The sequence below is a fragment of the Ruegeria sediminis genome (assembly GCF_005938215.1).
Classification (GTDB): Bacteria; Pseudomonadota; Alphaproteobacteria; order Rhodobacterales; family Rhodobacteraceae; genus Ruegeria; species Ruegeria sediminis.
This window is the reverse complement of the sequence record NZ_VCPD01000003.1, coordinates 1-11,555: the sequence shown is the minus strand read 5'-3', so window position 1 is coordinate 11,555 and position 11,555 is coordinate 1. Positions and strand designations below refer to the sequence as shown.

Annotated in this window: 8 protein-coding genes and 1 pseudogene; 3 read left to right on the top strand and 6 right to left on the bottom strand. The window is 57.5% G+C overall.

The genetic code is table 11. The features are described 5' to 3' along the window. Nucleotides 1-125: 125 nt before the first annotated feature. The 5 genes from FGK63_RS08625 to FGK63_RS08605 all read right to left on the bottom strand — a co-directional run bounded on the left by FGK63_RS08625 (nt 126) and on the right by FGK63_RS08605 (nt 5,516). The gene (locus tag FGK63_RS08625) at nt 126-1,133 is read right to left on the bottom strand and encodes a helix-turn-helix transcriptional regulator (protein WP_138841226.1); all 1,008 of its coding nucleotides are present in this window, start codon (nt 1,131-1,133) and stop codon (nt 126-128) included. A gap of 132 nt (nt 1,134-1,265) precedes the next feature. Beyond that, on the bottom strand, nt 1,266-2,597 hold the full coding sequence (locus tag FGK63_RS08620) for a carbohydrate porin (protein ID WP_138841225.1): 1,332 nt from the start codon (nt 2,595-2,597) through the stop codon (nt 1,266-1,268). Further along, a complete protein-coding gene (locus FGK63_RS08615; RefSeq protein WP_138841224.1) occupies nt 2,594-3,262 on the bottom strand; it encodes a hypothetical protein in 669 nt (222 codons plus the stop codon). The genes FGK63_RS08620 and FGK63_RS08615 overlap by 4 nt, the downstream gene beginning before the upstream one ends. A gap of 60 nt (nt 3,263-3,322) precedes the next feature. After that, nucleotides 3,323-3,886, bottom strand: coding sequence for a hypothetical protein (locus FGK63_RS08610; RefSeq protein WP_138841223.1), 564 nt, complete (start codon nt 3,884-3,886; stop codon nt 3,323-3,325). A gap of 46 nt (nt 3,887-3,932) precedes the next feature. Further along, nucleotides 3,933-5,516 carry a hypothetical protein gene (locus tag FGK63_RS08605; RefSeq protein ID WP_138841222.1) on the bottom strand — a complete coding sequence of 528 codons (1,584 nt, stop codon included), beginning with the start codon at nt 5,514-5,516 and terminating at the stop codon, nt 3,933-3,935. 972 nt (nt 5,517-6,488) lie between these two features. On the opposite strand from FGK63_RS08605, the gene FGK63_RS08600 reads away from it, so the two are divergent. Genes FGK63_RS08600 through FGK63_RS08595 form a run of 3 tightly spaced genes read left to right on the top strand, consistent with a single transcriptional unit; the run spans nt 6,489 to nt 10,862 of the window. Next, nucleotides 6,489-8,087 carry a hypothetical protein gene (locus FGK63_RS08600; protein ID WP_138841221.1) on the top strand — a complete coding sequence of 533 codons (1,599 nt, stop codon included), beginning with the start codon at nt 6,489-6,491 and terminating at the stop codon, nt 8,085-8,087. 13 nt (nt 8,088-8,100) lie between these two features. After that, entirely contained in the window at nt 8,101-10,191 is a 2,091-nt protein-coding gene (locus tag FGK63_RS20705) for a hypothetical protein (RefSeq protein WP_171052609.1), read from the top strand. 11 nt (nt 10,192-10,202) lie between these two features. Then, entirely contained in the window at nt 10,203-10,862 is a 660-nt protein-coding gene (locus FGK63_RS08595) for an FtsK/SpoIIIE domain-containing protein (RefSeq protein ID WP_171052608.1), read from the top strand. A 577-nt stretch (nt 10,863-11,439) separates the two neighbouring features. On the opposite strand, the pseudogene FGK63_RS21200 reads toward FGK63_RS08595, so the two are convergent. Beyond that, a pseudogene (locus FGK63_RS21200) lies at nt 11,440-11,555 on the bottom strand (DUF2189 domain-containing protein); the annotation flags it as partial.

Genomic DNA, 11,555 nt, shown 5'->3' with positions numbered 1-11,555 from the left:
ATAATTATTCCGCGATCTGGAAAGCGACGAGCCGGCCCGCATGAGCATATCATCTGGGCACCACTAGTTGTCCGATGGAGCCAGATTTAGCACCGCAATGTAGGTGTTTCAGGGTTTGCCGCAGATCATTGGCTCCACCGCTTCAGCTGCATTGGCGTCGTGCCGGTCAGGCGGCGGACGGCACGGACAAGTGCCGGCGAGGAGGAATAACCAAGACGATCCGTGATTTCTGACAGACCGGAATCTTCTCTCCCGATCAATTGAAGCGCCAACCTGCGGCGCACGAGGTCGAGTTGGTCGGAAAACGATGTCCCTTCCTGTGACAGGCGCCGTTGCATTGTGCGAACTGTCATACCTCCGGCCCGGGCTACCCTGGCAATGGTCGGGGCGCTGTCGTGCAGCATGGCGTCCATCAGGGGACGAACGGATCCGGCCAAGGTCCGGTCTTCGGCCAAGGGCGGGATGCTGCGGATGTCGACGGTCCGCGAGCGGTCACGAGCGACTATGCGGAACGGATTTCTCGCTACTTCGTCTCTGATCCAAAGGCGCCCGCTTGGCCTTTTGGACGGCACGACCTGGGCGTCGAACAACTCCTCGACATCACCCAGGCCGGTCACAGGATGAGGCACAGCCTCGATTCTTGAGAAAAACGGTGGCCGCATTGCCGTGAACCTGCACAATTGCTGAATCAGCGAAAAGAACATGACCTGAACGGCGTGAAGGCTTTCAGCGTCAACATTCAAGTGGAGGTTTTGTTCCACGACCAGATGGTCGTCTTGTTGTTCGACCAGAATCTGTTCATGCGAGGAATGAAGCGGCAGCGCAAAACTCACGCGCTGCAGCGCCTCGGCCGGAGTGCGGCTGCCGAGCGCGACACCCCCGATGAACGCCAGTTCCGCAACGGTCCCCTGACTGACGATGCTGGACCCAACGTCGGAGCCATGATCGCGGGAGAGATCGCGCAACAGCTGAATTCCGTTCCGAAGTGGCACCGGGCTGAGCGGCTCCAAGTGAAACCAATAGGTCAGATCTGCGCCTTCCAGGTATGCATCGACGGGAAGCCTGTTCGCCTCCATGAAGCGGACGATGGGCAGGATGTTGGCGGCCCGGATGAGAGGGATCGTCTTTGACACTCAACGTCTTCCTGGCTTCGAAGGTCCGGGATTTCGAAAGTAGGACGGGTCGATGAGAGGATCAAGCAGATCAATAGATCGCACCCGGCGAGCGCCGGGGTCCTGATTGAATCATAGGCGGAAGTGGCCGGCCTAGAAGGTCCAGCGTGTGCGGAAGCCGAAAAGCCACGCATCCGTCTGCGACGGGTTGGCGGCCGGATTGCGCACATATTGCACTGATGGCGTGAATGCCAGGCGCTGCGCAAGCTGGAAGCGGTAGAACAGCTCCGCCGTGGTCTGGTCCTGCAGCGCCGCATTCGATGGATCGCCCCAACTGACCGCCAACCCGATCAGGTCGCTGGCCGCGCGGTGCTTGGTATCCAAACCTATTCCAAGGCCAGCGATCACGTCCTTCTTGAAGGTCGACGCTTTACCGTTGGATATGCCGGCGACAACGAACGGGTAGTAGCGATCCTGAAACAGATGGCTGGCGGTGAAAGTGGCCCCGTAGCCGGCAGGCGTTCCCGAGGCGGTCTTGGGATCCTGGTACCAGAATTGCAGGCGCACCTGGTCGTATCGCCATCGATCCGGCGTGGTCGGATAGTATCTGAATTCCACGGAGCTGTAGAATTCCTTCTCGCCAATCGTGTCAAACGGGTTCTCGTCCGTCTTGGCATTGGCATCGTGGATGCCGGCGACCATCACGAAATGTGGTGTGAATTCATAGCCGAACCCGGCGCCGATACCCCGTCCCGGAGCCGGCTTCGACAAGCTGCTTTGCAGCGCGGTATTCTGGAAGCCGCGCATCGATGAGGACATCGCGTGCACGTTATACCAGGAAATCGCACTGATCTTGCCGACGATGAACCTGAACTTTCCGTCCATCAGGGATTGCCGCCAGGCCAATTCGGTCAACACTGTGCCGAAATCACTGAACCCCGTGCCCGACGGAGCGATGCTTCCGAACTGAAAGGCCAACTGGCTGGGCGGAATGGCGCTGTTGATGGTGTGACGGTTCTCCAGGCGAAAGGTCAGCCTGCCTTCATTCTCACCGCCGCGGTTTAACAGCGTCCACGAGCCCTGGATCTGTCCCCTGCCGGCAAAGGCATCCTCGTAGGTGACCGGCTCGTCGGTGCGTTGATAGAGCGTCTGATAGCTGAATTGCAGCTTCAGCCCGGTGTTCTCGTTCAGTCGCTTCTTCCAATCGAAGAACGGCTGAAAGAACTTCTCGATCTTGGGAAAGCTCAGCACCGGATCGAGCTTGGTATCGTCGATCGATAGATCCTGGACAACACTGTCGCCACCTTCGAGGCTGTTGGAAGGCGGATATCCCGAATAGGTTTGGGTTTGGCTGCTGCCGGAACCCGAGGATTGTGCCCAGGCGTCGTCTCCAGCGCTGAGAGCGGCGCCGAAGAGGATCAGAACGGCAAGAAATGTTCTCCGCATGCCCGATTCTTTCTGTTCATCCCAATCGACATCGTTCATCCGCCGTCTCTCTCCTCAAGAGAGTAATACTGGTGCATGTCATCGCCGACCATCTTGTTCGGTCGATCCCCTTTCTGGATGATCACCATTTCTTCGTCGAGGATGCGACTGCGGAAGGTCCATCCCTCAGCCGGCTTCAACTGCTTTTCCAGATTGGAGGGGTCGCCGTTTTCAACCTGAGCACCGTAGGCATTCAAAACGTAGGCGTTGCCATCCTTGTCGACCAATTCATAAACTGGCTTACCGGCGTGGTAGACCATCTTTTGTTCCTTTTGGGTCACATAGGGCGCGTAGGGATCCGCCCCTTCGCCAGAGCCCAAGGATGCAAGCGGAAGGGTGGCCGCATAGCGCGCCTCGATCCCGCCGAAAGTCTTGGTTTCGCCCAGTCCAAGCGTCTGCTCGTCCATGATCCAGTATTTCGGCCCGTTGAGTTGCGCCTGCTTGGCGCCGTGTTCCGTTGCGATGTCAGCCGGGTCGAGCTGGCTGAACGTGTCTAGATCACATTCTCCATTGGCCGACGTATTGTAGATCGTGACATCCTTGTCGGTGATCAGCAGGAATTCGCAAAACACCATGCCACGAATGTCTGTGAGGGTGACGTTCTCGGCCTGCTGTTGGCCAGGCGCCTGACTGGCGCATAGGACGCTGAATACCGCGCCGATCAAGAACCTGGTTGGCCTCGAATTCCTGTGCATGACGTTTCTCCCATAGTTTTGTTGGTCTTCCTAGCAGTTCCCGTCTGCGCAATTCCGCACCGCGACCCCGGCCCACCCGGCCGCGCCCGGACCACGCGCTCCGACACCAACGCCGTGAAACCCGGCGCCAACCCCGCCGCCAGGACCAAACGTGTCAATGAACAACGACGTGGCGCCGCCGCTCTCGGGCATGTCACCGTCGATAAGCTTGTAGGTGTAGACCAGATCGTTGCCGTCCTTCACCGGCTCGAACAGCTCGACCACGACAAGCGCATTGTCCTCGCCGCCCGGCTCATAGACCGACAGTGCGGCGTTGGGCGGGTTCTGCGCGAAACTGTCATCCCCCTTGCTCCACCCGTTCACGAACTTGTCGAGGTGGATATGTCCGGCAACACGCTCCGGGCGATCTGAGAAATAGACCGTCTGGTTGCCGACATTGATCAGGCGCAACTGTAACTTCTCCCGGTCGGCTGCCATTTCGGATGCCGTCTGAACGAAGAGCAGGCTGATTTCGTGTTTCTCATCTGCGATCGCCACTGCGGCGGACAAGGCTATCGCGGCAAGACCGATTAACAACGTGACCTTGTGTTTCATGGTGTGTCCTTTCGGTATCTCTGGGACGTGAAGGCGCAAGACCCTGTCACTTCTCGCGTTTCGGCATGGGCTGCATGACGATGAAGCCATTCTCCCACATGTAGTAAAAACGCCCGCCGTACCCCGGCGACAACAGCGTGTTGAAGTTCATCGGCTCGAAGTAGTCGGACTCGGCGAGCAGCCGACCCGTCTTGGCATCCAGCCAGATCGCCTGCTGGCGATAGGGCGGGTTCGAGGTCTGATTGAGCGCGTCGAGCGTTGTTCCGGGCTCGGCTCTTGCGGTTCCCAGAACCCTCTGATCCGCCGGACCGTAGAGTGCCTGCAAGGCTGTGGTGGCGCCGTCGAGGGTCCACGCCACGGTCATGTCGCCGGTCGCCTGATCGAAGTCCAGTGCGCCGATCTTCATCATGTTCTGATCCGCGGAGAACACCATGCTGTTCTCTTCGTCGATTGCCGCCTTAGGAGGTGCCCAGCTCATTCCAGTTGGAATGTCCTTGCCGAACGGATAGGCGCGCGTGACCGTTTGGGGGTCACTTTGGCTGATGGCCACGATGGACGAAGCCGCCTTGGCCGTCGGCAGCCCATTGACCTGAATGACAACCCAATCGCCCAAAACCCCCGGCGCGTCGCCAGCGGTCTGGCCCTCCGCGAGGTAATTGTCGATCACCCAATCCGTGTCCTGCGACAGTTTCCTGGTCTCTGGATCCCAGTGGAACCGGTAGACCTTGAGGATCGTTGGCGCATAGATCGCGATCTTGCCGTCATGTTCAGTGATCGTATGCGGTGTTACTGCGTTCTCGGGCACGCTCACGCGATCGTAGATCTCGAACGTCTCGGCGTCGATGGCCAGGATCGTCGAGCCCGGCGAGGCCGCAGCACCGCCAGGGCACTGGAACGCCGCCAATGTCCCTTGAATAGTGCAAGGCGTTGCACGTGTCTGGTTCTTGACGATGATCGTGCCGTCCGGCGCGATGGTAAGGTGCTTGAAATTGCTGCCCTCGGGCGGCGCATCGGCCGGAAGTTCGACATGTTGGAGAATGCGGCCCGTGTCACCATCCAGCTTGACGAGGTTGTTGCCAAAGGCGATCGGTATGTTGCCGTCCGGCAGGATGTTGAGGTTGGCCGCCCCGACCCAGTTGCCCGAGACGTTGCCGTTCTCGAGCACGGTGCGCCAGATCTCTCTTCCGGTTGTGGCGTCCACTTTGGCCACGAACGGCCCCGGCGGCACAAGCCCCTGCGCTGGCGGGTTGTTCCCGCCGGTGAGATACAACTCTCCCGGATAGCGGTTGTTCATGAACAGAACGCCCTGATAGGCGTCGGCGCTGTGCCAGGCATAGACCTCGTTTTCTCCGGTCATGGACCCCAGGAAACTCGCGCACTCGTAGGTCTGGCTGCGTTTGGAGTCGCTGACTTCGGCGCCGTTCAGGGAGCGGAAATACCCTGGCGTCTCTCGGGCCTGTGCACAGCCCCATTCGCGCTGCATCGCCGACAGATCGCCCGGAAAGGGTCCATTGGCCGCGGAGGAATTACTGGGGTCGCTGGCCGATCCGGTTGTCGACTGGGCCGACGCGCTTGAAGTGGCGAAAGTTGCAACCGCCAGAAGAATGCGGACAGAAGTCGATGCGTTCATTTGATCTATTGACCCTTTCAGTACAATCCACACTGCAGATTGTACCTTCGGATTCCCGGCCCCAATTAACTTTTCGCGCCAAAAGAGCTGAGTCTAACAGCGTTCTTGCACGTCCACACGATGCGACCAGGGAACAGACGGATGGAAGGACACATCCATTTCGCCTGCGTATCCAGATCAGCATCGCAGCGGCCCAAATGCAACCGCGTAGCCACAACGTAAATGGTAACACTCTCTGCGGTCCAAATACTTGTGGGATAATCATAATCCGCGTGTCGGGGGTTCAAGTCCCTCCTCCGCTACCACCGAACCCCCCACCTGAGATCTTGGGTTTGAAACGAAGGCGCTAATGCGTCCTCTGACTTCGACTGGAATACCGTCATCTTCTGCGGGAGAAACGATGATCTCCGAGACGAGTGCTCTCACCGTATCGCGCGCCTTAGTATTGGTTTTTTCTTTCGGTCCGGTCATCGAAGCTACGAGGCTTTGAATCGCGTGCACGTATCGTTCTGGGGTCGCTGGATCAAAGGAGATCTCGTGCGCATTGACGGACACACGTGACGCGCTTTGGCTGACACAGCCGAGTGGTGTCTACCTCGGCACGGAAAAGCCTCTCCTGGCTTTCGATCCAATCCGATGGCGTGGGCAACTCTATTCCTTGGCTCTTCCGGAGCCTCGTTTTCCCGGTCGCGCACCATGCCTTGAGATCCACGTGCGGGGGCACAGCGAGCCGATCAGCTCCTTGGATCTCACGCCGACGCTTTTTGAGTATCTGGTTCGCGTCTCGCATGGTGCCCTACCGACGAGCTTCACGAACCAGTGCTACCAAGACCTGAGAAACTTCCAGATACGATCCGTAGGCGCGATCCTAAAGCTTGAGTTGGAAGCCGGCGCGCCGTTGATCCTGAAGGCCGTCGACACGACCGGGGCCGAGCTGACAGCAAGGCCCATTGATCTCTTGGAGGAAGCTCTATGAACGAGATCACGCCCAAACCTTTCGAAGATGCGTCTCGCCCAAGCGAGAAACCCGAGATGTGGGTCCAAGAGGCGATCTTCGGTCACCGCTTCATCGAAGAGCAAAAGCCCTACATGCTTGTGCTGGAAGTGCTTTCCGTATGCGGGTCCGTACTCAGAAGCGGCACAAGTCTGTTCTCGCATGGATTGGTGGACGCCACGCGCAGCGAGGCGATCACTGTGTCGATCGCCAAGCGAGCACAGCTTCGCTACCTTCTCTTTGAAGACACGGCTCTGGACAAGATCCGTCTCAACGAAACCCTGACCGACGACGAAAAGCTTGATCGTTTTGTGAACGAGCTGAACAAGGGCTTCCGTGGCAGAACGAAGGTCGACAATGCCTTCTGCTACCTTGGCGAGCGATTTCGTGGCCGGTTCTCGTCGCTTGCGCAAGCGATCGACATCCTTCGGAACATGGAAATTGACGCGTTATCGTCGCGTCGATGGACGTCCCGCTTTCTCGCGCCACGTGGACCAAAGCTCTTGATTTCGGACATTGGCAACTCTTTTTCCTCCGACCGGCGTTTCTTCGGTCGCGGGGGGGAGCTGATGTATCTCATGCTAAGCCGGTCCAACCGCGCCTCAGAAGCCGCGCAGCTGATCCAGGATCATTTCTTCTCAACAAGCGATCCGATGGATCGACTTCTTTCCGAGATTGATCCGGAAAGCGAAGAGCGCACGGGTGACGCCCCATTAGGGTATCTTCCGCTTAGTCATCACCATTCTTACGATCGATTGGCCAACGACTGGATTACTGTCCTCAGTTTGGCCGGGTTGCCGTCTCCACAGAAGTTTGAGCCACTTTTCCGCCTTTCGGCGCTGAATCTCGTGCGCTACTTCATGGAGCGTGCTGCGGAAGTCGGCGGACTTTGCGATGCCGATGGGCGACCGAGCGCAGAGCCGATCATTCTCGATGTGTCCGGCGGAGCGATTGGCGACATGCGACAGCGCGCGGCGAGCCACCTGAAGCGTGTTCGCGAAACCATCGACGAGGCCGTCGAGGCTTACATCCAAGGCAAAATAGAAAAGAACACGAAGTGGTCCAAGGCAAGGGGCCACAGTGATCCCGACTTGCGATTCAAGCTTGCCGTTGAGGCAATTCACGAGACATTCCACACAGGCATTTTCGACAAGGAAAAGTTGTCGCGTAGGTCACCAGAAGCTTGTCTGTCCTTTTTTGTGAAGCGAGCGACATCGCGTTCACGGAACAATATTTCGACGCTCATCGAACCTTTGGGAAAGAACGCGGGGTTCATCACGGCCCGTCCACGAGCGGGAACCTGGTTCGACGGGTCAGACGAATTTCTTGAGGCGCTTGTCATGAGCAACACCGGGAGCGAAGCCATCACGGTCGACAAGTTCTTGCACAAAATCTACGAAAAGTACCGGATCGTCATCGGCCCAAACGAGGCAGGTAGGGCCTTCGCCAAACGAACATTCGATCCGTCGTCGTTCGAAGAAAACATGAGATTTTTTGAGCAACGGCTCACGGGTTTGGGATATGTACGCCGACTGTCGGACGATTGTGCCTTCGTGTCGAACCCTTACGCAATATGAGAAAGCAGCAGTGATGGTTTCACAAAGCCAAGTGGCGCAAAACGGGTGTGAGCACCAAGCCGAAGACGACGCGGATCGGCGGGCAAATCTTGTCGGACGGATGGTGTGGCGAATCGTTGATGCCGAGGCACCGCAGTCCGGACGTTCCATTTTTCTCCTGACAGGTCTCGAGCCTCGTCATCTTGCTGGGGTGTCGAGGACACGTCCAACACTCGATAGCCGGACACTTAAGCTGGCAATCAGCCCGAGGATCGATCCAGACCTTTTGTCGGATCTCGAACCCTGCCACCTTTCGGATGATCCGCCAGTCAGCTTCAGGAACTCCGACGGTGCGGACGTGGTGGTCCTTGCCGTTCCGGATTCGGAGCGCGATGCGGTCGGGTCGAGCCTGGGAGACTTGGTGCGGATCGATCGATCGAGACTGCAATCTGAGATCGGACACTGGTGCGACGAGATCAAGGTCGGGATCAACGCGGAAGATCTGCCGCGGGGTAAAACCGCCTGGCTTGAGGCGATGATTCGAGGCCTCGATATGTCCTGCGCCACGAACGAACTCGACCAATTTGCTGAGTTCGTCGATCGATTTATTGCTTTTCCTGACGGTTGGTTGTTCACCGAACGACTTCGTCAGTTGGGTCCAGTTCTTGCCTTACCCAGAGGCACTTTCGATTCAATTCCTCCTGAGACCCCGGGAAAGTCGGTGAAAGCCGAAGACTTCAGGAGGATGTTCAGGGACGCGCGGGACAAGTACGCCGGCATCGCTTACCTGCGGAGTCCGGATGACAAGCGCTTGGACGCTGACAGCATCATGGAGCGGGTTCGACACTTCCAGGGCCGGCTCGAAGATGGCGCGAGCCATCTCGATGACCCAAGCGCCAACCTTCTCGATGCGATCGAAGATCTGGTGAATGCACAAAGCCGTCTACGTCAAGGCGACTGGTTGGACTGTCAAGCGGAATTGTGCGAGCAGTTGGATTGGAGCCAAGATGGCGAGAAGATCTTCGGTGTTCGAAATCGCAAGAAGGCACTCAGTCTTGCGGAAAAAACGCTCGAGCATTTTGAGCGCGACTACGATAAGCGCCTACCGGACGTGAAAGACTTTCTTGAAGACTTTAAGGATCCCACGAAGCCTCAGAGCGACGAAGTGAAGGAAGCGTTCTTCGATGAAAACGAAGACGCAATTCGGACCAACAAGCGTCTTTATGAGGAGTGGCGCAGGCACCTATTCGCTTCAACGGTTAATGACCAGCAAGATCTTCTCGCGGCAGTCCTCGATGGCGTGCAGGCCGTTTTTGTGAAGAACACGGAGGCAAATCACGACATTGGGGATGACCTTCGGTTTTTTGTCGCGGTCAAGGATTGCGAAAAAGCGTCGACTTGGGAAAGCCTCGATCGAAGAACGTATACTCTCTTTCGGCAAGAGGGGCGTCTAATTTCACAGGCCTTGGGGAACAAAATCGAGTTCCGCTTCGGAAAATGGCTCGATGAGAACGCAATAAAGCAGGCAGAAGACCAGACCCGAAAAGAGCTACGCGCCATTGAGCTTGAGGTGGGAATTGCCAAGGCTGATCGCAGCGAGGAATCCCGTTTTCAGCGAGTTCGTGTTTTCTGGCGACCATCCGAGAACGGCAAAGACAGCATTGCCCTCGCTTGGCCTGAAGACATTGAGGGATTAGTTGCCGGTATGTCTGAGAACAGGGTTGCGGTTCCAAGGGAGAAGATCGCGCCGCGCGGCACAAGCGCATCTCGCCACCTCCCAATGTCGATCCACGACACGTCGTCGTTCTCTGATGCGGCTCAGGGAGAGAAGGGTCGCACGACCGATCCTGCCGGTAAGCCGCTGGACGAGGACATCTTCGAGATCATTCCGAGACAGCTTGGCGATTTCGTAGATCGCAACATCATCGCGGATGCCGTGCGGGACGACCTCCTACAGGCTCTCGAGCAGTTTCGAGAAGCGTTTTCAAAAACGCTGTCTGCCTTTTGGGAGACGCCGGAACAGGTGTACGCGTCCGCGTTGATCCGCACACAAGCCGACCTGTTCGGGGAACTCTGTTCGAAGGCCAGATCGCTGCTCTCCGACGTGACGGAAAGGGTGTTCTGATTCAGAACCTGTTGCTGCAACTCATCGCGTTCAATAGCCCCGAAGACCTCAAGTTGTACGTTATCGATCCAAAACTTGGAGCTGACTTCTTCTGGATCTCCGAGGCGCCTCATCTCGTCGGGGGGATCACTGCGACCCAGGAAGATGCCGAAGTCGTACTCGATGACCTGGTGACGGAGATGGAACGCCGCTATGCGCTCATTTCTGCCGCCCGGACACCGAACATCGCCGAGTACAACAAGAAGGTATCTTCTTCAGAGCGCCTTGCGCGTATCGTCGTGTTCCATGACGAAATGGCGGATTGGATGGTGGACTCCGAGGATTACCGGAAAATGATCCAAGCCAAAATGACGCGAATCGCCTCGAAGGCACGTGCATGCGGAATGAACATCTTCCTCATCACCCAGCGGGCCTCGCAGGATGCGATTCCTGTGGGTATTCGCGATAACCTGAACAACCGCCTCTGCTTGAAAGTGGCTTCAAAGGCCGGATCCGAAATTGCCCTCAAGGAATCTGGCGCCGAAAAGCTCTTGGGTCGCGGCCATCTCGCCGCCAGTCTGAGTGGGGACCGCCCGCCGACAGGCAGCTACTTCACGGCACAGGTACCTTTTGCGACCACCGGGCAGCTCGAAGCCCTTGGTCGTGCGGCCATCGCGACTTGGAAAGGTTGAAGGCGCATCCGCCGCCCTTCGCCATCGGGCTTAGAAAATTCGATGGTCTTCAGACCGTCAATTGGGTGGCTACCATCAACTCCTGGGCGGATGCGGGGTTTGGACAGGCGTTGTTACCCGAAACTTTCCCCGGCAATCGCCCAATAGCCCCGCCGCCCTACGTGTTAGGCTTTCCGTTTCCTCCGGGAAGATCTCGGAACCTTTGTTTTACAGAGAGTTACTATTTGGGGTTTGTGTCCAAAACGGACCTCCGCTACCAGAACTTCCTACGAATATCATGTAGATGCGCAAAACAATCGCGTTGCTCGCGCGTACTCCAAATGTGCGTTGGGTAGCAATTCGGGCAATAGCCGACGAATTTCGACGCCGAAATGAGTTGGAAATCGTCACGGAGGGCTGTGAACTGTCCTTCGCCATGATCTGAAAAGCGACTGCACCGCGCAACAGAGCCGCCTTGTTTGCTGCCATTGCCCAATTCGGTACGCCCGAGCAGCAAGCTCTCGGGCGTACCGAATTGAACTTTGCTTCCCTGCGGACGAAAAAAGCTCGCCGCAGTTCAAGGTGAAAACTGGCTGGATCACTCCTCCGCCGGTGGCACAGCCCGCTGATAGAGATGCCATGTGGCGTGGCCAAGGATCGGCAGGGTGAAGATCAGGCCCAGAAACGCCGGAACCAGCGACAGCAGCATGGTGA

Excerpts from the sequence above, each read along its gene's own strand:
- FGK63_RS08620 (WP_138841225.1), bottom strand. The coding sequence starts at position 2,597 with ATGAACGATGTCGATTGGGATGAACAGAAAGAATCGGGCATGCGGAGA.
- FGK63_RS08610 (WP_138841223.1), bottom strand. The coding sequence starts at position 3,886 with ATGAAACACAAGGTCACGTTGTTAATCGGTCTTGCCGCGATAGCCTTG.
- FGK63_RS08605 (WP_138841222.1), bottom strand. The coding sequence starts at position 5,516 with ATGAACGCATCGACTTCTGTCCGCATTCTTCTGGCGGTTGCAACTTTC.
- FGK63_RS08600 (WP_138841221.1), top strand. The coding sequence starts at position 6,489 with ATGAACGAGATCACGCCCAAACCTTTCGAAGATGCGTCTCGCCCAAGC.
- FGK63_RS20705 (WP_171052609.1), top strand. The coding sequence starts at position 8,101 with ATGGTTTCACAAAGCCAAGTGGCGCAAAACGGGTGTGAGCACCAAGCC.